General features: G+C 50.0%; 29 protein-coding genes. 14 read left to right on the top strand and 15 right to left on the bottom strand.

What is annotated here, in order from left to right; translation table 11 throughout:
- Positions 1–82: 82 nt before the first annotated feature.
- From IV54_RS04085 to IV54_RS04050, 8 genes are all read right to left on the bottom strand, one after another.
- Entirely contained in the window at positions 83–406 is a 324-nt protein-coding gene (locus IV54_RS04085) for a hypothetical protein (protein ID WP_057878130.1), read from the bottom strand.
- 37 nt (positions 407–443) lie between these two features.
- On the bottom strand, positions 444–1,016 hold the full coding sequence (locus tag IV54_RS04080) for a cadmium resistance transporter (protein WP_057878129.1): 573 nt from the start codon (positions 1,014–1,016) through the stop codon (positions 444–446).
- A 119-nt stretch (positions 1,017–1,135) separates the two neighbouring features.
- On the bottom strand, positions 1,136–1,639 hold the full coding sequence (locus IV54_RS04075; protein WP_057878128.1) for a GtrA family protein: 504 nt from the start codon (positions 1,637–1,639) through the stop codon (positions 1,136–1,138).
- Positions 1,640–1,799: 160 nt separating this feature from the next.
- Positions 1,800–3,440 carry a peptide ABC transporter substrate-binding protein gene (locus IV54_RS04070; RefSeq protein WP_057878127.1) on the bottom strand — a complete coding sequence of 547 codons (1,641 nt, stop codon included), beginning with the start codon at positions 3,438–3,440 and terminating at the stop codon, positions 1,800–1,802.
- A gap of 588 nt (positions 3,441–4,028) precedes the next feature.
- Positions 4,029–4,388, bottom strand: a complete 360-nt coding sequence (locus IV54_RS04065) for an MmcQ/YjbR family DNA-binding protein (protein WP_057878126.1) — start codon at positions 4,386–4,388, stop codon at positions 4,029–4,031.
- 115 nt (positions 4,389–4,503) lie between these two features.
- Positions 4,504–5,343, bottom strand: coding sequence for an SPFH domain-containing protein (locus tag IV54_RS04060; RefSeq protein ID WP_125545508.1), 840 nt, complete (start codon positions 5,341–5,343; stop codon positions 4,504–4,506).
- 11 nt (positions 5,344–5,354) lie between these two features.
- Positions 5,355–5,684 carry a toxin-antitoxin system HicB family antitoxin gene (locus IV54_RS04055; RefSeq protein ID WP_057878124.1) on the bottom strand — a complete coding sequence of 110 codons (330 nt, stop codon included), beginning with the start codon at positions 5,682–5,684 and terminating at the stop codon, positions 5,355–5,357.
- 192 nt (positions 5,685–5,876) lie between these two features.
- Positions 5,877–6,320, bottom strand: coding sequence for a MerR family transcriptional regulator (locus IV54_RS04050; protein WP_057878123.1), 444 nt, complete (start codon positions 6,318–6,320; stop codon positions 5,877–5,879).
- A 96-nt stretch (positions 6,321–6,416) separates the two neighbouring features.
- Between IV54_RS04050 and IV54_RS04045 the strand changes: the two genes are divergently transcribed.
- Complete coding sequence (locus IV54_RS04045; RefSeq protein WP_057878122.1) at positions 6,417–7,430, top strand: NAD-dependent epimerase/dehydratase family protein; 1,014 nt, start codon at positions 6,417–6,419, stop codon at positions 7,428–7,430.
- A gap of 76 nt (positions 7,431–7,506) precedes the next feature.
- Here IV54_RS04045 and IV54_RS04040 read toward each other — a convergent pair whose 3' ends face one another.
- The 3 genes from IV54_RS04040 to IV54_RS04030 form a co-directional block, all read right to left on the bottom strand.
- Entirely contained in the window at positions 7,507–8,631 is a 1,125-nt protein-coding gene (locus IV54_RS04040) for an NAD(P)-dependent alcohol dehydrogenase (protein ID WP_057878121.1), read from the bottom strand.
- A 240-nt stretch (positions 8,632–8,871) separates the two neighbouring features.
- Positions 8,872–10,353, bottom strand: a complete 1,482-nt coding sequence (gene aldA, locus IV54_RS04035; protein ID WP_057878120.1) for an aldehyde dehydrogenase — start codon at positions 10,351–10,353, stop codon at positions 8,872–8,874.
- Between the two features lie 455 nt (positions 10,354–10,808).
- The gene (locus IV54_RS04030; protein WP_057878119.1) at positions 10,809–11,498 is read right to left on the bottom strand and encodes an N-acetylmuramoyl-L-alanine amidase; all 690 of its coding nucleotides are present in this window, start codon (positions 11,496–11,498) and stop codon (positions 10,809–10,811) included.
- Between the two features lie 489 nt (positions 11,499–11,987).
- Between IV54_RS04030 and IV54_RS04025 the strand changes: the two genes are divergently transcribed.
- Complete coding sequence (locus IV54_RS04025) at positions 11,988–12,263, top strand: Mor transcription activator family protein (RefSeq protein WP_057878118.1); 276 nt, start codon at positions 11,988–11,990, stop codon at positions 12,261–12,263.
- A 222-nt stretch (positions 12,264–12,485) separates the two neighbouring features.
- Here IV54_RS04025 and IV54_RS04015 read toward each other — a convergent pair whose 3' ends face one another.
- Together IV54_RS04015 and IV54_RS04010 are read right to left on the bottom strand one after the other, a co-directional pair.
- Complete coding sequence (locus IV54_RS04015; RefSeq protein WP_057878116.1) at positions 12,486–12,992, bottom strand: DUF2798 domain-containing protein; 507 nt, start codon at positions 12,990–12,992, stop codon at positions 12,486–12,488.
- A gap of 172 nt (positions 12,993–13,164) precedes the next feature.
- Complete coding sequence (locus IV54_RS04010) at positions 13,165–14,112, bottom strand: helix-turn-helix transcriptional regulator (protein ID WP_057878115.1); 948 nt, start codon at positions 14,110–14,112, stop codon at positions 13,165–13,167.
- Between the two features lie 89 nt (positions 14,113–14,201).
- On the opposite strand from IV54_RS04010, the gene IV54_RS04005 reads away from it, so the two are divergent.
- The 9 genes from IV54_RS04005 to IV54_RS03965 all read left to right on the top strand — a co-directional run bounded on the left by IV54_RS04005 (position 14,202) and on the right by IV54_RS03965 (position 19,783).
- Entirely contained in the window at positions 14,202–14,456 is a 255-nt protein-coding gene (locus IV54_RS04005; RefSeq protein ID WP_162259314.1) for a Mor transcription activator family protein, read from the top strand.
- Positions 14,457–14,566: 110 nt separating this feature from the next.
- Positions 14,567–14,818: a Mor transcription activator family protein gene (locus IV54_RS04000; protein WP_237756666.1), complete on the top strand. Its 252-nt coding sequence runs from the start codon at positions 14,567–14,569 to the stop codon at positions 14,816–14,818.
- A gap of 118 nt (positions 14,819–14,936) precedes the next feature.
- Complete coding sequence (locus IV54_RS03995) at positions 14,937–15,272, top strand: hypothetical protein (protein WP_057878112.1); 336 nt, start codon at positions 14,937–14,939, stop codon at positions 15,270–15,272.
- Positions 15,273–15,277: 5 nt separating this feature from the next.
- Entirely contained in the window at positions 15,278–15,463 is a 186-nt protein-coding gene (locus IV54_RS03990) for a hypothetical protein (protein ID WP_057878111.1), read from the top strand.
- 267 nt (positions 15,464–15,730) lie between these two features.
- Complete coding sequence (locus IV54_RS03985) at positions 15,731–16,087, top strand: hypothetical protein (protein WP_057878110.1); 357 nt, start codon at positions 15,731–15,733, stop codon at positions 16,085–16,087.
- A 135-nt stretch (positions 16,088–16,222) separates the two neighbouring features.
- Entirely contained in the window at positions 16,223–17,407 is a 1,185-nt protein-coding gene (locus tag IV54_RS03980; RefSeq protein WP_057878109.1) for an MFS transporter, read from the top strand.
- 127 nt (positions 17,408–17,534) lie between these two features.
- A complete protein-coding gene (locus tag IV54_RS03975; protein ID WP_057878108.1) occupies positions 17,535–18,044 on the top strand; it encodes a TetR/AcrR family transcriptional regulator in 510 nt (169 codons plus the stop codon).
- 8 nt (positions 18,045–18,052) lie between these two features.
- A complete protein-coding gene (locus tag IV54_RS03970) occupies positions 18,053–19,108 on the top strand; it encodes an FtsX-like permease family protein (RefSeq protein ID WP_057878107.1) in 1,056 nt (351 codons plus the stop codon).
- A gap of 3 nt (positions 19,109–19,111) precedes the next feature.
- Positions 19,112–19,783, top strand: coding sequence for an ABC transporter ATP-binding protein (locus IV54_RS03965; protein ID WP_057878106.1), 672 nt, complete (start codon positions 19,112–19,114; stop codon positions 19,781–19,783).
- Positions 19,784–19,843: 60 nt separating this feature from the next.
- Here IV54_RS03965 and IV54_RS03960 read toward each other — a convergent pair whose 3' ends face one another.
- On the bottom strand, positions 19,844–20,803 hold the full coding sequence (locus IV54_RS03960) for a helix-turn-helix transcriptional regulator (protein ID WP_057878105.1): 960 nt from the start codon (positions 20,801–20,803) through the stop codon (positions 19,844–19,846).
- 77 nt (positions 20,804–20,880) lie between these two features.
- Here IV54_RS03960 and IV54_RS03955 point away from each other — a divergent pair, with 77 nt between their 5' ends.
- Together IV54_RS03955 and IV54_RS03950 are read left to right on the top strand one after the other, a co-directional pair.
- On the top strand, positions 20,881–21,351 hold the full coding sequence (locus tag IV54_RS03955; RefSeq protein WP_057878104.1) for a GyrI-like domain-containing protein: 471 nt from the start codon (positions 20,881–20,883) through the stop codon (positions 21,349–21,351).
- A gap of 171 nt (positions 21,352–21,522) precedes the next feature.
- Positions 21,523–22,152, top strand: a complete 630-nt coding sequence (locus tag IV54_RS03950) for a GyrI-like domain-containing protein (RefSeq protein ID WP_057878103.1) — start codon at positions 21,523–21,525, stop codon at positions 22,150–22,152.
- Positions 22,153–22,332: 180 nt separating this feature from the next.
- Here IV54_RS03950 and IV54_RS03945 read toward each other — a convergent pair whose 3' ends face one another.
- Entirely contained in the window at positions 22,333–23,505 is a 1,173-nt protein-coding gene (locus tag IV54_RS03945; protein ID WP_057878102.1) for an iron-containing alcohol dehydrogenase, read from the bottom strand.
- 321 nt (positions 23,506–23,826) lie between these two features.
- On the opposite strand from IV54_RS03945, the gene IV54_RS03940 reads away from it, so the two are divergent.
- Positions 23,827–24,804, top strand: coding sequence for a cation diffusion facilitator family transporter (locus IV54_RS03940; RefSeq protein ID WP_057878101.1), 978 nt, complete (start codon positions 23,827–23,829; stop codon positions 24,802–24,804).
- Positions 24,805–24,933: the final 129 nt, after the last annotated feature.

Below are 24,933 nucleotides of genomic sequence, written 5' to 3'. Positions count from 1 at the left end.
ATGTAATGATCCAAAATTCAAAAAAGTTGCCAAATAAAAACCGTTCGATCAACAACCTTGTTGGTCGAACGGTTTTTTACAGTTAATGTTTGGTCGTCCAGAGGTGGTGGTCGTTCGCGAAGGCGAAGAGGTCAGCCACGGCCTGACGATTGTGGGCCGTGTCGCTCAGGGCTAGGGTGAGATTCGCTTCATCTAAGAAGTAGCGAAAGTCCCGAATGCCCAGTGTCTGTTGAGCGGTACGATAGGCCCGGCCGGAGATGATGCCGAGCACGTGATCTTGAAGGGTCAGGTGCGCAAGCTGTTGGTCACCAGTTAATAAGCGGAGATCCGTCAGCGTCAGCGTGACCCGATCGGGACGCCGCGATCGAACATTGGTGCCGGTTAGCGTTAGGGTAGAAATTGACATGGGGCCTCCTTGAATGTTTCACATGAAACATGGCTTACTATAGTAGAATTAATAATCCGATCCCAATGAAGAGGAGCGGTGACAGCCAGGCCCCAAAGCGGGCGAAGAAGTGGCTGGCAACAGTTGATTTAGCCAGCTGATGACTCAGCAGGAGCCACAAGCCCACCATAATCAAGAAGATCAGGCACACGCTGGCAAGTTGCGGCGTGGTGAGGTGGGTGAAGTAGGGAATATAGATGCTGAGATTGTCGCCACCATTACTGACGGTGAGGGCCAAAACGAGTGGCCATCGAATCGATTTCGTCAGCTGTGGGGGCAGGCCGGTAGCATCGCGATGCTGCCACCAGGTCTTTAGACCCCAGATCCCGAGAAATAAGGGGATGAGGCCAAACCACCGGGTCCAATGGACGACGTTAAAATGAATGATTCCTCGGCTGATAATCCAGGCGACCGCAATGAGAGTCATGATTCCCAGATATTGACCGATCACCACGGCATGTTTCTGCCGGGCATTCTTGGCCGTCAACCAAAGCAGGAGTAAGACGATGAGGTCATCGGTGTCGGTAACGAAGAAGACGCCAATGCTGGTGAGGAGAAACGTTAGAGGCATGGCTACACGGTCCTTCTGTTCGGAATACCTTCTATCATACACCAGTTAACAGGTCGATTTTATACAAAAATTGAATAAAAAAAACCGAGGCCAGCTGGTCTCGGTTTTGACGATTAAATTTAGTCGGCAGGTGCGGGTTGGTTCTTGAAGACCAACTTCTTGGAAACGAAGAAGTTCAGAACTAACGCGATGATGTGGCCGATAACCTTCACGATGGTCTTATTGCCACTGAGGACGGAGACACCGAACCACAGAAGGACCGTTTCAATTAAGAAGGTAATAATCCGGGTCATGTAGAATGTTCCCATTTCCTTAATTGACTTGTGCATGAAGACAAACTGCCGGTCTAACCAGAAGGAAACCTGAACACTAATCAACCAGTCAATAAAGTTGGCGATTTGGTATTCGATACCCATGGTGTGATAGAACAGGTAGAACAAGACGATGTTGACGACCACTGAGACGGCACCGAACAAGAGGTACCGGGAGACTTGTCCCTGGACCTTCTGCTCAACCTTTTGGAGCTCGGCGGCGTGTTCGTTTTCTGTTTCGGTTAATTCGGCTTCATACTCCGCTTTCGTCGTTGGGTAATGATCGTGGCGTAGAGGGGTTTGATTATCCATAACTTTAGGAACCTTTCTGTAACGTTTTTTCGCCGGGTGAAACCGTAAAAGAAAACGTCAGCGGTCCACCGAAGTTATGAAAACGCGTAATTGTCGTATCACACTCAATTATACCGTAATTTACGGTCACTGCAATGCAACGTCCCTCTAATTTTAGTGGTTATTTGGCAACAGAAGCGGTCCGATAGTCTGCGCTCCCGTTAAATTGATTATAGACGACCCCTTTTAGCTTAGGGTTGACCAAGACACCAGTCCGGCCTTCGTAGAGTGGGGTGACGGCTTGGTCCTTAAGCGCGATGTGGGCGGCCTTAACCAGGTCGGCATAACGCGCCGTTGGCTTGAGGGCGTCGGGGCCTTCAGCGGCATCTAAGGCACTGTCGTAGGCCTTGCTGCTGTAATGACCCATGTTGGAGTTGTTTGTCGATTCCAGAATCTGTAAGGATTGAATGGGGTCGGCGTAGTCCATGCTCCAGCTGGTCAGGTTGATCTGGAAGTTCCCCTTGGAAACGTTGCTGAGCATTGAGGTAAAGGGCATGGATTGCACGGTAACCTTTAAGCCCAACTTAGTAGACAAGGCACTCTGGATGAATTCGGAAAGTTTCTTGCTGGCGTCATCATCGCCACAGGTGATGGTAACCGTCAGACTCTTCTTACCCAATTGCTTTAGAGCCTGTTGGTACAGGGATTTGGCCTGGGTAGGGTGATAGCTTACGGTACTGGTTTCCGCAGCGTCATGAGTAAAGTCGGCGCCGGTCTTGGGGTTCTTGAGCATGCTCTTAATCCCAAAGGTCTTGGCGGGAAGTGACCCGTTCTTTAAGACTTGGTCGGCCAGTTGTTTCCGGTTAATAGCCAGTGAAATGGCGGTCCGGAGGTCACGATTAGCGGCGACCTTGTCCTTCTCGTTGTATTGCATGAACCCAATCCGACCTTGCGAGAGGGACTTCAAATTAGGGTTGTTCTTGTTCTGAGTGGTTTGTTCGCCATCCAGGGTGACCGCGTCCAGACGCTTGGACTGGTAAAGATTGTAGGCCGTTGCCGTTGATTTAATGACCTTGTAGTTGAGCTGTTGTAGCTTAACGGCTTTGGCATTGGCGTAGCGGGCGTTTTTCTTTAAAGTCCAAGTGTCGCTGGTTCCGGTCCAGTTGGTCAGGACGAATGGCCCATTGTAAACGGTGGTCTTAGCGGACGACCCGTACTGTTTGCCGTACTTGTTCACGGCTTTTTTATTCAAAGGATAGTAGGTGGTGCTGGCCAGCATTTGCTTGAAATAAGCGGCTGGTTGACTGAGGGTAATTGCGAGGCGATACTTGCCCACGGCCTTAACCCCGAGGGATGATGGGGATTTCTTGCCGACGGCGATGGCCGTGGCATTTTTAATGTTGGCGAATTGATAGGTGAACTCCGACTTGGATTGCGGGTTCAGGGTTCGTTCCCATGAATAAACGAAATCCTGGGCCGTTACCGGGTCGCCATTGCTCCATTTGCCGTCGTGACGCAGGTCAATCGTGTAGCGATGACCGCGATCGGAGACCGTGGTCTTAGTCGCTAAGGCGTTCTCTGCTTGGCTCTTGGCATTCAAACGGTAAAGACCTTCACCCACCTGACTCAGGGCGGTACTGGAGACGCTGTCGGTAATCTTGGCAACATCGAGACTGGTGATGGGTGCCGTCTGTGACAGGTTCAAGGTCTGTTGAGTTGCCGACTTAGTGGTCTTAGAGTGTGCTGTGACGGCGAAGATGCCGCCCCCGATTAGGATAACGCCGCAAAGTAGTAAGGTTTGTTTCTTGGTTAATAGACTCATTATAAATTCCTCCAAAAGTTAGTTTAGTTGGGTTTAGAAAGAATAATGAGCTTTGCCATCGTGTCAACATAAGTGAATCCCCCTCGGTTAAAATTGGATACAAAAAACCGTCCTCAACAGCCAATGCGTTAAGGACGGTTTTAACCGCGGTGCCACCTTAATTAGACGGGTCCCGAAAAAGAGACCGCGCCCCTCTCCACAGGAAACTAACATTTCCCTGACAACTGACGTATGTCGCACGTCTTCCCGTACTTCTAATGGTTCGGGGAAGCCCTCGGTGGTCCATTTAACTATCTGCGTTCGGCCGTACTCTCAGCAACGACGGCTCTCTTGACGTGCACGATAATCTTGATCTCCACCTCAATGGTTTGTTTCGGACGATTTATTGAATTGAGGCTAGTGTACCCCTGAGAAAAAATACTGTCAACTGGAAATTTAAATTGAGTGGAACGCCCTCACGGCTGAGACCGTCGTGATAAATTAAGCTGTATTTTTCTGGGAAGGCACAGCGTGTGGCGTGGACAGACAGCCTTATGTTAATGCAAAGTTGTGTTTAAATGTGACCTAATAGTTATAACTAATTAATTATTAACATTTAATAACCGATTGATAACTACTATCCAGTAGTTGGAACAGCGAGTCGTGATCCGTGTCCTGATCCAAAATGATTGAGATCCAGTGTTCCTTGTTCATGTGGTAGCCTGGGAGGTAGCCGGGCTTGCTACGTAGGATGCTGCCAAGTTCGGGATCGACCTTGACGTCGAGGATGTCAACCTCCTCGGTGCCTTCCAGTCCCAGCTTATTTAGGGGGACATTCATGATTAGCCCAAACCATTTGCCCTGACGATTCTTGAGGGCCGCGTACTTCGGGAAAGACTTGAAAGTGTACTCTGGGGTCACGCCGTAGTTATCTTCTGTATAGGTGAAAATTTCTTTGCGAGTCACCATCTCAAAACCTCCTCATGGGATTAACCAACTCCAGTTTACCGCCTAGACAAGGGGAGGGCAACGAAACGAGGGAAAACAAAAACTGACGGCCAGGTGGTCGTCAGTTTTTAATAAATTACTTTTTAGGTTTAGGCGTAACATCGGCGAGACCGCTCTTCAGTGCAGCGCCGATAGCGGGAATCTGACCCAGGTCGGCCACGTGATCACTAGGAACGACCACGACATTGGCCGGTGAATTGGCGAGGTCGCTGAAGGCCGAGATCGATTGATTCTCGAAAAATTCCTTGGTGGCCGAGCTCAGACTGGAGTTTACCGTGTCGATCCGATATTTTTCGGCGTCGGCGCGGGTCCGCGTCGCGGTGGCTTGGGCCGTGGCGGTAGCCATCAGGGCATCGTTCTTGGCCTTGGTGGTCAGCTCGATGGATTTGGCTTCCCCTTCAGCCTTAGCGATGGCGGCGATTCGTTCCCGGTCGGCCGTCAGTTGCTTATCCATCGCGGATTGGATGGCCTTGGATGGTGTCAATTCGTCGATATTGGTTCGGTCAACGTTGATGCCATAGGTATCGGTCAAATCACCAATGGCCGTGGCCAACTCCTGGTTAATTTTGGCCGTGGATCCCAGCGCTTGGTTCAGGTCCATCCGCCCGATGATATCCCGCAGGTGGCCCCGTACCAGCTGAGCCATGGATTCGACGGAGTCGGTGTTTTCATATTGATATTTGACGGCGTTCGTGACGTGATAATTCAGCGTCAGGCTCGCCGAAACGTCCGCGTTATCCTTGGTGATGACCGAGTAGTTTGGCAGGGCTAGTGGCGACATAGCCAGGCTGACGGTCCGGATCTTTTGAATGCCGGGGATGTAAAAGTGAATCCCTGGTAAGACGGTGTGCTTGTACTTCCCCAATGTTTCTACTAAACCTTCGTTGTTTTGTCGAACAATTCGAATACCGAACATGTTCATTCCCCCTAGATTTTTTTCAACGTCAAAATATTCCCGTGGCTCTCGATGATTGTATACTTTGCGGCTTTATCTGGTTTCTCTGGTGACTCCAACAGATACCGATAGTAAATTCCGGCGACTAAGACCAGGCCAGATTTAACGTCTAATTCCTTACCTGGGATAGCGCGGCCGATCAACTGTCGCTGTTCCCAGTTCCCCGCTGGAGCGGCCTTAGAGAGCACCTGAACGATGTAGGCGTTGATGCTCCGGCCATCGGCGTCCGCGGCGTCCGAAATACGGTTGAAAAGACCTTCGTCGAGTCGTAAGAGAAAACGCTTCTGTGATTCTTTTGCCATGATAAGTGCCTCCTGATGATAGCTTTATGATATCACCGTGATATCATAAGAACAAGATTTTAAGTCGACCTTTTTTGAACGATTGTTGGCATTGTAAAAATAACAAAGTCGATAATTCCTTACGTTTAAAACGATTTTTCTAAACTGAGATGATAAAGAACGGGATGCCTTGTAGGTTGTCCCGTTTTTTTGCTAGATAAGCTTAGAAAAGGGGTCCGGCAAGCCATTGGCAGTCTTTTCTTTCCGGGCGGCCGCCAGCTCCAGACCAACCAGATCGGTGGCGATCGGCGAGTCGTAGAGACTGAGTTTGCGGTCGACTTCTTGGAGATTGCGGGCAATTGCGCGCTGTTGTGCCAGCACTGCGTCACGATGGGTCCGCAACAACTGTTGACGTTGGGGAATCGAAGCTGGTCCCTGCATGACCAGAGTCATGTACTGACGAATATCACTGATCTTCATCCCGGTATTCTTGAGGCAACTGAGGGTGTGGAGGAGCAGGAGATCCCCATCAGTGAAGGCCCGGTAGCCGGACTGATCACGACTGACAAAAGGGAGCAAGCCCTGTTTATCATAAAAGCGGAGCGTGTAAATCGATAAGTGGGTCTTTTCCGCCACCTGTTTGATGGTATAAGTCATAAAAGTTCCTTCTTTCCGGTTGCCCTAGAGCATGGTCTAGGGTTTATGCTGAGCATAATCAAAATTACCGAAATAAGCAAATAAGGAGATTTAACGATGCAGCCATTAGTCTTAGTTACCGGCGGAAATGGATTCTTAGCCCGCCACATTATGCACGAGTTATTACGTCAGGAATATGCCGTGCGGGCAACGCTCCGGTCCTTGGATCAGGCGGAAGCCGTGCGAACAGATTTGAAAATTGCTGGGACACCACATCTTGATCGGCTGAACTTTGCGGCCGCCGATCTCACTCAGGATGCCGGATGGTCGGCGGCGATGGTCGGGGTGACAACGGTTATGAGCGTTGCTGCACCAGTCTTTGTCAATGAGACTAACGTGGCCGATCAGGTGGCAACAGCGGCTGAAGTTGGCACGAAACGAATCTTACAAGCCGCAGAAAAAGCCGGTGTTAAGCGGGTGGTCATGACGGCTAATTTGGGAGCGGTGGGCTTCAGTAGCTTTGGCGATCACGTCGTCACCGAGGCGGATTGGACGGATCCCGAACAAGCCGGACTTTCCGCTTATGAACGGGCCAAACTATTCGCAGAACGAGCAGCTTGGCAATATACCCAACACCATCCAGTAGCCCCCGAGCTGGTTACAGTTAATGCTGGCGCCATGCTAGGCCCGTCGTTAGGTGGTCACGTCACCAGTAGTTTTGGCCTCTTGACGCGGCTGATCGCGGGCAAACCGACACCGAATCTTGTGGTCAATGTCGTCGATGTTCGCGATGTGGCGGATCTCCACGTTCGAGCCATGCAAACACCCGAGGCCGCCGGACAGCGGATCCTAGCCGTTGAAGATACCGCAATTTCCATGCAGGAGATTCTCACCTTGATTCGGAACCAATATCCAGAAATGTCAGAAAAGTTACCGCACCGGCTACTGCCAACCTGGTTGGTAAATGGTCTGGCCCCCTTTAACCAAGCGGTCAAGGAGGCCCAACTGATGATGCGGGTCAGTCATCGGGTCAGCAATCAGCGAGCGCGACAATTGTTGAACTGGCAACCAGTTAGCAGTAGTCGCCAGGCAGTTTTGTCAGCCTTAGCTAGTCTGCAAGAAATGAATTAAACCATTTTAAATGATCACAAAAAAACGAGATACCTCACAGGATATCCCGATTTTTTGTAACTAAATTTTTAAACGCTTATTTACCGGGAACGTAGCTGTCATCAATGACCAGAACGGGCTTGATGGTCTTCCCGGAAACGGAGTCAGCGTTGGCTTCGTTGATTTGACTGAACTTGTAGAACTTTTCAGTCTTGTCAAAGTCGAACATACCAAGCTTGTAGAATTCGATCAAGCGTGGAATATCGATTTGAGGAATGGAGTCACCCATGTTAACCCCGATGACACTCTTGTCGTTGACACAGAGGTCATTCCAAGTGTCGAGGTCAATGTGGTGGTTGGTAACGGCAATGGCAGCCGAAGTCCCACCTTGAGCCAAGGCAGCGATGGAGTTGGAGATGACGCTGGCAACACCGGTCGTGTCAACCGCGTAGTTAACCCCGTAGCCGCCAGTCAAGTCTTGAACAGCCTTGACTACGTCGTCAACATTCTTACTGTTGATGACATCGGTAGCGCCAAGTTCCTTCGCTAATTCCAAACGAGAATCAACGATATCGATGGCAATGACCTTGGTACAGCCGGAAATCCGGCCGGCCATCATGGCAGCCAACCCAATGGCACCCGTCCCGAAGACGGCGATCGTGTCACCAGGCTTTGGCTTCAAGGTGTTGAGCACAGTCCCGGAACCGGTAACGTACCCACAGCCCAGTGGCCCAAGTTTCCGTAAGTCGAGGTCCTTATCAACTTTGACGGCGTTCCGTTCACGAACCACGGTCGTGGAGGTGAAGGAACTTTGGTCAAACATGTCGGCAACTTTCTTGCCGTTTTCCGTAAAGTGCGCACTGCCGTCGGGACGAACCCCAGAGAGGTTGTTGGCCGCGTAGTTTTCACACTGGGTTGGAATCCCCTTGAGACAACTCTTACAATTCCCACAGCCGTAGAAACTCAGAACGACGTGGTCGCCTGGCTTAAACTGGGTAACTTCAGGGCCGACCTTTTCGACGATCCCGGAACCTTCATGCCCTAAGACGATAGGGTAGTCGATAACGGCAACCCCGGTCCGTAAGGCTTCATCGGAGTGGCAAATCCCACTAGCAACCATGTGGACCTGAATATCATCAGGACCCATGTCCGTCAGTTCAACGTCATCACGAATTTCAAAATCAGCATTTTGCTTATCAACAACTGCAGCTTGAATCTTCATAATTGGCACCTCGTTTAGTAGATTTTAGTGTTTGCCTGTACAATGATCATTATCACACAAACAGGTGAAAAAGCAAGCGCTTTCAAAATGGCTTTCAGCACTTAAATTGGCGGTGAACGCCACCACTATCACGTTTATATCGATTGGAATTTAATGAGAAAAGTTCACGAACTCACCGTAAAACCTCCATTTTCACAGAAAAAGTTTGGGCATGAATCCCAAACTTTTTGGTAAGACAGATTAGCCTTGCGCCTTCTCAGGATGACCTTGCAGGTAGATGACGTGAGTGTTCAGGAATTCTTCGATCCCGTGCTTCCCGTCGTCCCCACCAATGCCAGATTCCTTCCAGCCAGAGTGGGACCCATTCATGGCTTCAAAGTTGAACCGGTTAATATAGGTTTCCCCGTCTTCCAGCTCGTTAGCGGCGCGCATGGCATTGTCGAGGTTCTGGGTGAAGATGGACGAGGTCAACCCGAAGTCGCTGTCGTTGGCCATATTAATGGCATCATCTAAGGTCTTAAACGTCAGGACTGGCAGAACCGGTCCGAAGATTTCGTCTTGGACAATCTCGGAGTCCTGGGTCACGTTGGTAATGACCGTTGGTTCGTAGTAGAAGCCGTTGGCGATGTTTAAGACGTGGCCCCCGGCGACGACCTTTCCGCCGGCTTCGACGGCCCGATCGACCATTCCAGCAACCTTATCCAGGGCGGCCTGGTTGATCAGCGGTCCCATGCCGACAGACTCGTCAGCCATCGGATCACCCACCGTGACGGCGGCCATCTTGGTGGCTAATTTCTGGGTAAATTCTTCGGCGACATCCTCCTGAACGTAGATCCGTTCACAGTTGTTGCAGAGCTGCCCGTTGTTGTCGATCCGGGAGTCAATAATGGCTTGGACGGCCAGGTCGATATCGGCGTCCTTGCAGACGATAGCTGGCGCCTTCCCACCGAGTTCCAAGGAAACCTTGGCCATGTGCGTTGCGGCCGCGGCCATGACGCGCTTCCCGGAATTAACGGAACCGGTCAGGCTGATGATGCCAATCTTCTTGTTCTTGGAGAGTTCGTCCCCAATGACCGCACCAGGACCAGTGACGATGTTGACGACCCCCTTAGGGATGCCGACACGATCACAGATCTTCCCGAATTCCAGCCCTAAGTTTGGCGTATCGGTACTTGGCTTCATGACGATAGTGTTCCCGGTGACCAGAGCTGGCCCCATCTTTCTGGCGATGAGGAAGAATGGGAAGTTCCAGGGGAGAATCCCGGCGGCAACCCCGATTGGCTGTTTAGCAATCATGATATTTTCATTGGCGTTGTCGGACTGAACGATTTCCCCTTCGTAGGTCCGCGCCGCACTGGCCATGTAATCGAAGTAGTCCGCGGAGAAGAGAATTTCAGTAGTGGCCAGCGACTTAATCTTGCCTTGTTCCTCTTGGAGCATGGCGATCAGGTGGTCTTGGTCCTTACGAATCTCGGTTGCGCAGTCGTGGAGATACTGTCCCCGAGTTGCGGCTGGCACCTGTTTCCAGGTCTTCTGAGCCTCATAGGCGGCGTCGATGGCCTCGCGGGTCTCGGCGAGCGTGGCACTAGGAACCGTAGAGATAGGTTCCCCAGTAGCAGGGTTAATGACGGTGATGAGATTGCCGGAAGCGGAGTCTCTGAACTCACCATTGATGTACATCTGATAGTGTTTTAACGATACGGAATTTTGTGACTGTGACATAAGCGAGAAGCCTTCCTTTCCAAAATTGAGAACGAAAACGACTGCCAACAGGATCACCCGGAATGAACAGGTACTTTCGAGTGATCGGGTGAAAAATCGAGCAATTAGAGTTGTTAATAAATCACCCGTATATTTGCTTACCCATGATTAGTTATAACGTGAAAAAAGATAGATTGCCAAACATATCACAAATAATTGTTTCCCAACAATTTGCTGAGCATGCGTGTTGCCCGGGAGCCTAGACGTGAGCGATTTTGGTAAGAAACTTACTAAACTCAATGACGCAAGTCGCATCGCGGTGGGGGATGGTTGTGGCTGTAAATGAGGATGACTGCCAATTGTGAAACACTTGACGGATCGAATAAACGCGATTGATGATCATAGATTCACAAATAATTTCAAAAAAATCCCCTGATCGAGTTTGATCAGGGGATTTCTGACATATTGTGACAGACCTACTTGATATTCTCATTGGTGATAGCTTCGATGTAAGCTTTCGCAATCTTGGCCCGGTTCTTCTTGAGGTGCTTGAAGTTGGACTTGTTGGTAATGAAACCCATTTCGACCAGGCTGTAGTCGATGTGCCGGTGGCGCAGCACGTTACAGTTCTTGAGGTCGGTCCGGTAGCTGTAACCGTTGTAGGCGTGGTTCAAGCCCACGTACTTCTTGATGACCTTGGCCATCCGCTTGTCACGAGCCGTCGGGTGTTTCTTGTGAATGATGACGTGACCACCGCGACCGTATGGGGCATCGAGATGGAACATGATGACCGTTGTCTTCTTATTAATCTTGTATGACCCCTTGTGGTGAACCAGGGTGTCACGAACGATGTCGTGCTTTGAATTGTAGAAGACGACCTTGCTGTTCTTGATCTTTTTGGCGTATTTCTTCAGTTGTGGTAAGTAGTACTTTCGTAAGAACTTGGCCTCGCTAGTCCCGTTACCGCGAGCACCGGGATCGCCGGCACCGTGACCCATCACGATGAGGTAGGTGTGTTTAGCCTTCTTCTTTTTCGTGACCTTCTTGGTTGTCTTGGTAGTCGACGTGCTGGCAGCTTTGACCGACGTTTCGGGCGTCGTGGCCAGACTGATTGGTAAGAGTAATAGGGCGGCGGTGAGCAAACTTAATTTCCATTTCAAACGCATATTTAACTCCTCTGGATATGTATTGTCTTAACTAATTTAATCATACATCAATCTGGCGTTGGCCGGTAGTGACATTTAGACCGAAAACTGGTCTCTAGATAGCGGCAAACGATGGGGTTAGAAAAATATTCGTAGAACTTATGGTGGTAAAACAGCGAGCTAATCCTCGGCGCTTCCAGATTAGTTCTGTGGAAGCAAGTTGCTCGATTGGCGATAGACCGCTGAATAAAGGGTCTCAAGATTTAAATGTTTAGCTTAGCAACAATACCAAGCCGCTGATTATTTTAGGTGATATAGACATTTGTCGTGAAAAGGTCAACAGAAATGGCCAACCCAACCGGGTAAGCTAAGCATTAATAGAACCGCGCCGTAGCACGGGTTGGGTCGCGCTGTTAAGTGGTCTAGAGATAAAAGAAAGGGGTCGTGAGAACGCCTTTTTCGGTGACATAATTCAGATTTCTAATGTGAAGTAAGGGTGGTTAAGAAAATATGGAAAAGACGGAAAATTGGCAAACACTTTACCAGGAGATGGCTCGGATCATCGGAGCGGCGGCAACGGAGGAGCTCTTTAAGCACTTCACGGGGTCCCAACTCTATTTTCCCACCCGATTACTCGACCCTAAGAAAGAAGCCGAGATGATTTGGCAGGAGCGGCAACATGGGGTTCCAGTCGATGTGTTGGCCCAGTCCCATGGCTATTCAGCCCGACATATTCGCCGATTATTGAAAGAAGTTGAATCGGAGAAAAACGATGATCAACACTAGGAATCTAATACTTATGATTGATAATGCGGGACGAGCAGACTGTGGCAAGCCCAGGGCGGCGACCAAGACAGCTTGCCCCGAAACAATAATTAAAGAAGATCCTAAAAAGCGTCACAACCGAAATCTAACGGTTGTGACGCTTCTATTTTTCGTTGGCGTGGGTCCACTGAAAATATAAAAACGTCCCCACTACTGATTGGTAGCGGCGACGTTTAGTTAGGGTTAATCTTCTACTGATTCGGTTTCCATCTTGGCTGCCTTGAGAGCAGTCTTCTTTTGAACAGCGCCCAGGATTGCCCGAGCGATGGGGCCGACCACGATAAGTTGGAGTGGTAGGGCCATAAATAAATTAAAGATCCAGGTGTGCAGGTAGGTCAGGAAGAAGTTCCCGCCAAAGTTCTGGGTCACGATGATCCCAAACAGAGACATCAAAGTGACCATACCGGCAACCATCATGACGGAGATCGTCAAGGCAATCCGGATTTGCTTCTTTTTCATGTAATCATTAATAATGAAGTGGAAAAAGATGTATTTAACGCCGGGGCCGATAATCCCCAGGTCGCAGATAGCGGCTACCAGTAAGGCTAGCGGGTAACCCGTCAGGACCTCACGGATGAAGTGGTTGGAAAAGCCATCGGCTAAAGCGATGTTGTAGCCAGCCATGACCAGGACCATCAGTCCCGCCATAACGGCAGTGAAAAGTAATTCTTCTTTGAAATTTTTAGGCATTGTGTTGCTCCTCGTTTAAATTTCCCACGAGATGCTAGCATAACACGTTTTCAGAACTGTCGTAAGGATTATTTTTAATTGTTGGGGACTAAAACGTCTTCATTTGAAATGAGTGGCTTGAGTGCCGGTCACTCGTACGTTTATAGCGTGTCAATAAGTTCAGAATGGGGCGTTAGTAGCGGTCCAAAGTGCGTTGCAGTTCAGTTCGGATGTCCGCGACAAAGTCACTGGGTGCTTGAACCTGAACCAAAGAACCTTGGCTCAGCAACCACATTTTGGCCCCGCGGTCGAACGCGATGGCTTCAATCAAGACGGCCCTTTCGTTGGGGTAGCGGTCCACTACTTTGGCAGTTGGAAAACGGTCGAGGGCCGCCTCCACGATACCCCAAAATTTAAAGCGTAATGTGAGTTTCTTCCCTGGCTGCATGTAGTGGACGAGTTGACGTAGCTCCCCATCTTCGACGCGTTCCGCGCGGGTCCGGGTGATCGGCTGTTGATGATTGACTTGAATATGGCGAATTCGGTCGACCCGGTAGAAGAGGTTGCTCTTGTATTTGGCATTATAAGCCACCACGTAGAAATAATATTCGGAAAAAATGATGGCCTCAGGCAGGATGGTTCGCGTCACGATTTCGCGGTGCTGTCGTTGATAGGTAATGGTGATGGTCTGGCGCTGACTGATGTAGCCGCTGAGTTGCCAAACGATGTCGAGTAGTGGTTGTCCGTGATGGACTGGCTGGTAGTAGAAGCGTTCGTTCTTGATGATGGGGCGGATTTCGTTCTGATCGGTGACGGGGATGAGCTGGAGTAAGCCGTCGATGGTTTTGTTCATCTCGTCTTTGGTGAGGGCCCGACTGGCCAGGACAATCTTTATCAGGAGGAGTAGGGCCTGCTTGGAAACAGTGGCCTGGGTGGTCTCTAGTTGGTAGCCACCGGACTGGTAGTCATAAGCCAATTGATAAAAGAGATGTTGATCAGTGATAAACTGACGAATTTGACTGATATCTCGTTGAATCATGCGGGGACTGATGTTGAACTGGTCGGCCAGCGAGGCTTTTTGGACCAGATGATTAGTTATTAATAATTGAAAAATGGTTAATTGACGGTAGGCGGCATTCATTTGGCGGCCTCCTTTTTTGTAGGTGGACATATATTGTCTATTTGTCATTGTAAACTCAAGTCAATTAGGAAGCAATGGAGTTGATGACAGTGGACGGAATTGAAAATTGGCACGCGGTCTATCAGAAGCTAGCACGAGTTGTTGGGGTCGAGGCTACGAAAAAGATGTGTGCCTACTTTGGCGGATCACAGATCACCTTTCCGAGACGGCTGCTGGACCGGAAGAAGGAAGCAACGGCGATTCGGCGGGCCTACAAGCAGGGGGGTAGCGTGGTGACATTGGCCCACGATCACAATTATTCGAGCCGGACGATTCGCAGAATCTTAGCAAAACCGGAGGCATAATTCGGGGAAGATTGCCGGTATCGTGTACGGCTAAGGCCATTTTAGCAAAACGTGCACATTTGCTACGCTGTGAAGTGTAGAAGTCAATGAAGGAGGAGTTTTAAGTGAAGATGCGAGTGGATTTATTACAAGATACGTACGCCCAGTTGGTGGATTTGGTTGGTGAGGATCTGACTGAGAAAATCTACCAGTTATATCGTGGTCAGCAGGTGTCGTGTCCCATGCGACTCTACAATCGGGACAAGGTTGCCAAGCAAATCCTAACGGAGTACAACGGCCACAATATTGCGGAGTTGACCAGAAAATATGATTATTCACAGCGTTGGGTGCGGCAGATGATTCAGTTGGGGCGGGAGAAATAAATTGCTAAGTAGTTTTTCAGAGGAATCAATCTTTTCTTCCAATTGTAAAGCGGAAGAACTATATTTATGGTAAAGGAAGATGTTTCTCAAATAACTCAAGAAAAGCGGAGTGAGGACAGTGGATAATCAGTCTCCAGAACTTAGAAAATTACAGCTTGCTTTAGACGAATCACCAACTGTGTCAAAGAAACTGGCGGAGGTCAATAATAAGAACAATTTATCAGTCAGTACGGCTGACTTAGTAGATCAAGTAAGCCAAGAGGTTTCTCGTGATAGTATTGAGGCAGTCGTTAATGTCGTTGTGGCTCAAAATAAAGCAGATCAGATAGCACCATCCGAGGATGAATTAGTTTTACAATCGTTAGAAGCTTATCAAAAATTGACTAAAAAGCGATTTATGAAATCGATAATTAAACATGCTATTAAGAAGCAAAAAAATAAAGTGAGGAGGTAAATACGATGGGATTATTGAGTGAGGCTTTTAAAAAGTTGGAAAAGCTGTTGAAGAAGGTTTGGGATGATCAGGACTTTAAGAACGCCATGTCAGATTTTGTGTTAGCAGCGTTTAGAACCGTCGTGCATGAGATGATTAGTGGTGAAGGAAATTCGAAGAGTGAGTCACAAGGTGGAACACAGAACTTCTGAATCTGCTTATTTTTAGTTCAATATTAGATGTGTTCAATTCAGGTAATTCTACATAGTTGGGTCCACTAGATTCGGAACGACTCTCTCTATTTTTAGGTCTATTCGTTTAATGACGAATGGACCTTTCTTTTGACCAAATCTAACTGAAAGTCCATTCTGAAAACAAGACCTTTACCAATAAAATACAGAGAATTTGCTGAAAAGTGATCTGGGCTTGCTACACTGAGGCTGAAAATGATGTCGGGGCTAAACCTTAGGAGGAGTCTGATGAAAAGTTCAGTCGTACGATCATTGGGATTGGTGTGGGTCACGTTGACATTGGCGGGATTGGGCGGACCGCGGGCCTTTATCGCGGCGGCAACTGCCGCCAGTCTGCCACGGCCGACGTCGAGTCCGGCCAGTGTGGCTTTACTGACGCTGACCGCGACGGAATTACGACAACAATTGTCATTTGACACGGATGGTCCGCATTTATTAGTAGTGAAGGCCCCGATTGCCGCAGAAATGCCGCAACCGATGTCGTTACCCGCGGAAGGCAACCGCACGGCCGACAAGCTGGCCAAGCGAGCCGGGCAACTGAAGTTGGGTGCTGAAGACATGACCGATGAGCGGTTAGCGCGATAAAATTTAACGGCTCCAGTTATCAAATAAATTATGGAAGAGCTGAGTCGTTTTCAGCTCTTTTTCTGCTTTCACGAATCCGTCAACAGTTTTCATTCTCGGTAAAAAAGGCTAAACTGCTATGAGGAGGTTTTTCTAGTGAATACGCAAACAACACTGTCGAAAAAGACAGTCCTACTCATGGCGGTGGTGACCGGGGTCATCGTTGCCAACTTAAACTTTATCCAACCGATTGAGAACCTGATTGCCGCGGACTTTAACCTGTCAAAGGCGGCAGTTGGGACGCTTGCCATGGTGACGCAGCTCGGCTATGCGTTTGGCTTGCTACTGATTGTCCCTTTGGGCGACATCTTTGATCGCTATCATCTCATTCAAGTCATGATGATTCTCTCGATTGGGTCACTCTTGCTGGCGTTCTGGGCACCGACGGCCGGGGTCTTTGCCGTTGCCACGGCCTTGGTGGGGATCACCTCGGTGGCGCCACAGATCATCATCCCCTATGCAGGCTATTTGGCGCCTGCGCTTCAACGCGGCAAGGTCCTGGGTATCGTGCTCAGTGGCCTGTTGACGGGGATCCTGTTATCACGGTCATTCAGTGGTCTCCTTGGGAGTATCATGCCGTGGCAGGATATCTATTTGCTGGCGGCGGGAATCGACCTCGTGTTTCTTCTCATCGTGCATGCCAAACTACCGCAAGATGAACGAGGTCACCAGAACTTGAGTTACTTAAAGGTCATTGGGATGTTACCGAAACTCTTTACCAGTCAACGGGCATTACGCGGGTCGGCCATCAATGGGTTCTGCCTGTTTGGCATGTCGAACGTTCTGTGGTCGACGCTGGCCTTTTATTTGGCAGACACCTATCACCTGGGAAGTAGCGTAGCAGGTCTTCTGGGGCTGTTAGGCATCGCTGGGGTGTTGGCGGCCCCGATGATTGGGAATCTTGTCGATCAGCGCTCACCGCGGCTGACAGTGGGTCTGGGGATGGTCTTCTCGGGGGTCGCCTTCGTGCTCTTCTGGTTAATTGGCCACTGGATGCTGGGCCTCATCGTCGGCATTATTCTCCTGGATCTGGGAACACAATTCAGTCAGGTCTCCAACCAGGCCATCGTACAGTCCCTGAATCGCCAGCAGAGTAGCCGAAACAATTCGGTCTTCATGTTCAGCTATTTTCTGGGCGGATCGATGGGGACGCTGTCGGCCACCTGGGCTTGGGGTCATGCGGGTTGGACGGGTGTCTGTGGCGTCGCCATGGTCTTCTTGTTCCTGGCCTTACTGGGTCACTGGCTGATCGGTGAACCGCAGAAACTAGCACAAGATTAGGTTGTTCTCCGGTCTTACCCTGACGGTAGGGCCGTGTTTAATGGGCAAATGTTGACACGGTGTCACCTGTGTGATAGACTTCTTAACAGTGACATGATGTCACTAATTGGTGAAAGGAGTTTTAACGATGCCATTATCTACCTTTGAAAATTTACCACAACCTAAAAAAGACCGCATTACCGCGGCGTTACTAACCGAATTTTCGGAACACAGTCTTGCTGAGGCCCAGGTCGCTCGGATCGTGACGGGCGCCGACATTGCCCGCGGCGCCTTTTATAAATACTTTGCCGATCTGACCGATGCCTACCAGTACCTTTATGGCGTGGCGCTCACCCATATTCACCACGAGTTTGGCCGGCCAACTGGCACGGCATTTAATCCTGACAGTTACTATGAGGCGGTGGCTAGCTTCGTGGACCACGTGGCGGCCAGTCCTTACGACCACCTGATTAAGCGCCACTACCGGGAGAATGAGAGCCTGGTTCCGACCCGGGTCTTACCGGAGGACTTACCAGTGGCAGATTGGGCAGCGATGACGCTGAGTCACGCGACAATTAAAGAGATTATGTTACAGCCGGACCAGCAAACTGCGGCCCTGGCACGTTTCCGCCAAGCCTTAACGTTACTGGCGGGTTAGGAGGGCCTATGTTTTTAGCCTTAAGAGAGATTCGACATGAAAAATTACGTTACGGGCTGATCATTGGCATGATTGTTCTGGTGAGCTATCTGGTGTTCATTTTAAGTGGTCTGGCATACGGTCTGGCCCAACAGAATACCCAGGCCATCAGTAGTTGGCGGGTCGATCGGATTGCCCTGAACAAGGACGCCAATGACAGTCTGTCGCAGTCGGTGATATCGAAACAGGCGGCTGACAAGGTCAAGCTGACCAGTCACGAGGCTTATTTGGGACAGACGGGAGTTGTCGCTAAAGCCAAGGGCCAAGCCAAACTCTCAGCTCAGTTTCTGGGCATTGACCGCGACCAACTGATCTACCGGCGTCTCAAGGTTACTGCCGGGCACAAGCCGACCAAGGCCAACCAGATTTTAGTCGACGATAGCTTCAAGGATAATGGCTACCGTCTAGGGGACAAGGTGACGTTGAACGCCGCCGATGGCCAGTACCGCATCGTGGGCTTCACGCACAATGCCAAGCTTAGTGTCGCTCCCGTCATCTATGGATCGCTGGGAACCTGGCGAACTCTGAGTCACTTGACCCCAGACTTTCAGGCCAGTGGGATTGTCTCGGCGCGCGCTAATTTCCAGGCTAAGGGTCTCAGTACATTACCGATGAGTCAGTTTATCAACAAATTGCCCGGCTATTCCGCCCAGAACACCACCTTTTCCTTTATGATTGGCTTCCTGATGGTGATCGCCATGGTGGTGATTGCGGTTTTTCTCTACATTCTCACGATGCAGAAGTTACCAAACTACGCCGTCTTACGGGCTCAAGGAATCCCAGCTAAGGTGTTGGTCACGACAACCGTCACCCAAGCGTTGTTGCTAGTGGTTGCGGGACTGCTTATTGGTGCCGGGCTGACGCTAGCGACCGTTCTAGCGGTGCCAACGGGTGTTCCGATGAGCTTCAATTTACCCTTATTGGGCGCAGTCACCGGGGGAATTCTGTTAACTGGGGTCGTCGGGGCCTTGATTCCCGTCAAAGTCATTTTAAACGTTGACCCCGTCAGCGTTATGGGAGGTTAGACTATGCCAGCATTAGCGTTACAACACGTCAATAAGGTCTTCGGCCACGCGACCAATGAGGTGACGGTTCTCGATGATATCAATTTCGAAGCCGTCAGTGGGGAGGTCAGCTTGGTTATCGGGCCCTCGGGTTCCGGGAAGAGTACCTTCCTGACAATTGCTGGGGGAATTCAGACCCCAACTTCCGGGTCCGTGATGGTACAAGGACAGGCGCTTGATGACTTGTCCGGTAAGGACCGCGACGCCCTGCGGTTGAACCGAATTGGGTTTATCTTACAAGCCTATAACTTGGTTCCGTATCTGACGGTTCGCGACCAATTTACGTTGGTTGATCAGGTGAAACCGACCGGTAATTTGGACGAGTCAGCTCTGCGTCACCTATTGGAGCAACTGGGGATTGCCGCCTTGATTGACCAATATCCGGCAGAACTTTCCGGGGGGCAAACGCAACGCGTGGCGATCGCTAGAGCACTCTACCAGAACCCCGACATCGTGTTGGCCGACGAACCCACGGCGGCCTTAGACAGTGCCCGGGTAAAAGTGGTGGGGCAGTTACTCCGCGACTTGGCTAAGGCCCACAACAAGGCCATCGTAGTGGTGACTCATGACCTACGTTTACAGGAATTTGCTGACCGCACCTACGCCATTATGGATGGTCAGATGAGCTTAAATTAAAGCACGCTGTAACCGTGATGTAGCGCGGTTACGGCGTGCTTTTGTTTCACATGAAACATCTTAGGGCAGGTTCGCCAACAGGTCGTTGGCGAGTTGGCGTAAATCATCGGTAACGGTGGTTGGCGCCATTTCTAGCCGTGCGCTTGGCCCTAAGTAACGAAACCAGTTCGAGAAGTCCCGGACCGCTTGGGCATCCGTAGTCTCGACGGTACATTCCAACAACGCGGTCTGTTGAAAGAGATCGCGATATTGGAGGACGGCCGTGGGATGGGGATGATTGTGGAATTGCTGAATGGCGGGGGCGGTCAGGCTGATGCGAATGTTCACGGCAGGTTGGGCCTGTCGGATGGCCGCGTTAATGACGTCAGGATTAAGGGACTGTTCCTTGGCCACGGGTTGGACGTCCTGCATGTCCGCCACAGCTAATTGGCAGAAACGCTGGGTCGTCAGATCCCACGCGGCGATGTACCAGGTGGTTTGGCGGGTAAAGACGTGTTGGACCCAGACCGTGTGACGACCAGTAGAATCCGTGATGACCAGCTGCCGCGTTCGCAGACAGGTGTTGAGTAAGGGTTTTAAGAGGGCCGGGGCGAAGTCTGTGAGCTCGGTTAGTTTTGGATTACGAGGATTCGTGTGGTCGAAGACCAGGAGTTCCTGTAGCGTGAGCAGATCGTCCTGTTGGGTCTGCGAGGCAATGGCCACGAGTTTCTCGGTCAGCGTATTTCGATTTTCAAGATAGGGCAGTTGCGTATTGAGGGTGGCGAGGAAACTCACGAAGAGGGCTTTCAATTCCTCATTGTTGAACTGCACGGCGGGTAGGAGGCGATTGGCGAGAACGGCATAGCCACCGTCACGCCCTACCGTGGCGGTCAGGGGCATGCCGAGTTCCTGAATGCTGTTGAGATCGCGAATCACCGTACTCCGTGAGACTTGAAACTGGGTCATCAGTTCACGAATGGTAAAGACCTGGCGATTGTTGATATAACGCATCATGGTGTTGATGCGCGATGTTTTTGTCATGGTTGCCTCCAAATAGTGTCAGTTTTTGGTACGTTTAACAGTTATACTCAGTGTATCAAGAAATGGAGGTCACGAACATGACAACTTATGCAATCGAAGAAAAACCAGCTTTTACAGTTTTAGGTATTGGGATGGTGTTGACCGGCGGCTTCCCTGAAATGGGCCAACAGAAGGCCAATTTCTGGCAGAAAATTAACGCCGAACACGCCTTAGATGATTTGGCCGGCATTACCGACTATCCCTATGCGGTTAACGAAGCCGTTAACGGGGAATTCCATTACTATGCTGGCAAGCAGGTTGACCCTAGTGCGACGGTAGCGACTGGGCAACGGCTGATTGCCTTTCCAGCCGGAAAGTACCTGGTGATCCAGGGAACAGCCAGCGATCAGATGGGGTTGTATAATGCGTTAGAGGGACCGGCCTTCGGTGAAATTCTCCCGCAACTCAAGGACTACGCTTACGTGGGCGGGCCCAACACTTCCTACATGACGGGGCAAGATGCTGATGGTGTGCATGGTGAAATGTTAGTTCCTTTGGTGGAAAAATAAGAGTGTGACAAAAGGCGGTTAGCTGGCGAGCATTAAGGCTGGTAACCAAATAATCCTGGGCTTGGATTATTTGGTTACCAGTTTTAAGCGGAGTTGACTGCCTTTTGTCACACGTTTCAGCTAGATAAACTTGAAGATTCTTTTACCACCAAATGAAACGGAGGGTTTCACGTGAAACACGAGTGGCGAAAAGCCGAAAAAGAGTGGTATCTCCCGAAACAGCCGACGATCCTAACGTTACCGCAGATGAATTTCATCACACTGGCGGGAGCTGGTGATCCAAACCGCCCCGAATTCAGCGAGCAGATTGGGGCGTTGTATCCGGTCGCTTATGACCTGCGGATGGCCTTGAAGCGCGGTGAATTGGGGGATCCCTACGAATATACCGTTTACCCCTTGGAGGGCGTCTGGACGACCGATGATGGGTCTAAGGGAGCCGATCTGAATAAATCTGCGTTACGTTATCAGATCATGTTGCGCCAGCCAAACCGCCTGACGGAGGCGGATTTCCAGGCGAGTCTGGAACGGGTGATGCACAAGAAGGACAATCCCTGGTTGTCCAAGTTGAAATGGACGGCATATACAGAGGGTCGGGTTATTCAAGCGATGCATCACGGGGCCTTTGACGATGAACCCGCGACCTTTGCGAAGATGCAGGCCATCGTCAGCGAACAACACGAGCAGGTCATCCCCACGATGGGGGACTATTGGCATCGTGAAATTTATTTGACGGACACCCGGCGCACTGCGCCAGAGAAGGCCAAGACGGTGTTACGTTACCGTTTGGCGGACAAAGATTAACTAAAAATGCACGTCCATCAAGTGGTGGACGTGCATTTTTAGTTGGTTGCAAAACAAAAACGCCACCCGGCAAGGTGGCGTTTAGGATTGGTCCGCAATTCATGGACCTAATGGCTATGTGGTAGTTAGGCGCATAGCCTTCGCATGAGTTGTTGTTGTTGAAATATCGAACGAAAGTGCTTATTCAGCGTCGTAAGCAGCTTGGAAAATCTTGATGATATCTTCCTTTGTTCCCTTACGAGGGTTAGAGAAGGCGTTCCCGTCCTTCAAGGCGTTTTCAGCCATCAGTTCGAAGTCTTCTGGCTTAGCACCGATTTCCTTGATGGAAGCTGGGATACCAACATCTTGTGACATTTGCTTCATGGCCTTGATGGACAATTCGGCAGCGTCACGCGTGGACAAACCGGTGGTATCTTCACCCATGATTTCAGCTAATTCGGCAAAGCGTTCTGGACAAGCGATGATGTTGTATTGTTCAACGTAAGGCAGAAGCAGTGCACAGCAGACACCATGTGGGGCGTCGTATTGGCCACCGAGTTGGTGAGCCATGGCGTGAACATAACCTAAGTTGGCGTTGTTAAAGGCCATCCCGGCTAACATTTCAGCTTCGACCATCTTGGTCCGGGCTTCCAGGTTATGGCCGTTAGCAACGGATTCACGTAAGGAGCCTTCAATTAACTTGATGGCTTCGATACATTGTGAATCGGTGATGGGGTTGTGGTCAACGGACACGTAGGGTTCGATGGCTTGGACGAAGGCGTCCATCCCAGTTGCGGCAGTCAAGTTCTTAGGAATGTCGAGCATCAAAGTTGGGTCGTTGAAGGAAACTAATGGAATGTTCCGCCATGAAACGACAACGAACTTCAAGTGGGTTTCTTCATTAGTGATAACGGCGTGACGGGTTAATTCGGAACCAGTCCCGGCAGTCGTGTTAACAGCAATCAGTGGTGGCAAAGCGTGGTCGAGCGTCTCGATCCCGGCTAACTTGGTAATGTCGTCGCCGTTGGTCAAAATGTCACCAGCACCTTTACCAGTATCGTGAGCGGAGCCCCCACCAATGGTGATGATGGAGTCGGCACCAGATTCTTGATAAAGCTTCTTAACTTCTTTGATATTCCGGATCTTGGGGTTAGGTTCAACGTTATCGTAAATAACGTAGTCCACACCGGCCGCTTTAAGAGAAGCAATGGTTTGTTGAACGGCACCATTTTCCATGTTTTCGAGAATCTTTCCAGTCACGAGGACGGGCTTCTTCATCCCTAACATCTTTGCACGTTCACCAATCTTGCTAATTACGCCAGGGCCAAAAAAGTTGACACTGGGCATAAGAAAGTCATAACTACGTTCAGTCATAAGTCTATTTTCCCTCTTTCAGAAGTTTTGAAAATCTTTAACATCTATTTCACAAAGTAATTATAACGTAGGCACTTACAGTTTTCAATAACTTTTCTAAAAAGATTAGTTCGGCCATTTAACGATGGGGTCTTAGACGTTGGGACGACTCACTTTTTGGCTATCACTGGAAGTAAAAATAGCCGTTTCCATCGAAAAGAATTAATTAATGAAAAAACGAACAAATTTCATTACTATATCGGTAATGGAGGCCCTGACCTGCTCGCTTCCGACGAAAAATACTATAATGAGAGTATTGAATTAGGAGCAGGGGGTTAGAACATGAAAGACCTAAAGGCACACCGGCAATCCGAACAGATTGCGTGGGAGGAACGTCAGGCGGCGGAATTGAAGAAGCTCAAGGGGGCACGCCTTCATCTGTCGATGAATGTCGTGGCCTATATCGGCATCTCAATCGTCGAGTTTTATCTGGCGGTTGTCGGGCGTTCGCAAACTTTGCGCGCGGATGCTTTGAATAATCTATCCGGAATTATCTCGACCGCGTTGCTATTAATGGGGAACCACATCGCCAGTGATATCGACGACGATGACCTAATTGGTCAGCCGCTGTCTGCGGAATTACAACAGGATGACCAGCGTTTGCAACTGACCCGTTTTCGTTACGAGACGGTCTTTACATTAATTACCGGGATTGTGATGGTCGCCATTGCCGGGAGTGTCATGTTCAGTGGCGTGAAGAGCCTGCTGCATACCGGCACCCAGACGATTCCGCAGCCGATTACCTTGGTTGGGGCGGGGATTGCCGCGTTAATCATGTTGATTGTTTGGTGGTCCAATCGACGTGCCGGGCGGAAGTTGCAAAATGCCTCATTGACCGCGGCCGCTCAGGACAGTTTGAGTGATGCCGTGACGAGTGTCGGGACCCTGGTCGCCATTGCTGGGGCGCTACTCTTTCAGTTTGAATGGTTGGATGGTGCCGCCAGTATCGTGGTTGGGATTTTTATCCTGACAGCCGGCGTCAAGATCTTCCGGGAGAGTAGCCTGAACCTGGCGGATTACTTTGACCCCAAGGCTGAGGAACAGTTCCGTCAAGCCGTATTGGCCTTTCCCGCGGTTCAGGGGGTTCAAGAACTGAATGCCCATTACAATGGGAATGTCGTCACGTTAGATTTGATTATTGAGGTGGATCCTCATATGGAGGTTCAGGATAGTTATCGGTTGGGTGAAGAAATTGAGGCCACGATGCGTCGTCAGTTTGGAATTGTGGATACGGACGTTATGGCGGTGCCTAAAGGTTAGTGAACATGTAGAGTTGCTGGATCTGACAGGATCGGCAACTTTTTTATTACCCACGTTTTTTGATTTAATTATTACCTCAATTGTCAAATCAAGTGCAACACTAAGAATCTATTCTTAGAAGTGGTCTAG

It is taken from the genome of Levilactobacillus paucivorans, assembly GCF_001437125.1.
Classification (GTDB): Bacteria; Bacillota; Bacilli; order Lactobacillales; family Lactobacillaceae; genus Levilactobacillus; species Levilactobacillus paucivorans.
The sequence above is the reverse complement of the archived record's forward strand: the minus strand, read 5'-3'. Positions and strand labels throughout refer to the sequence as shown.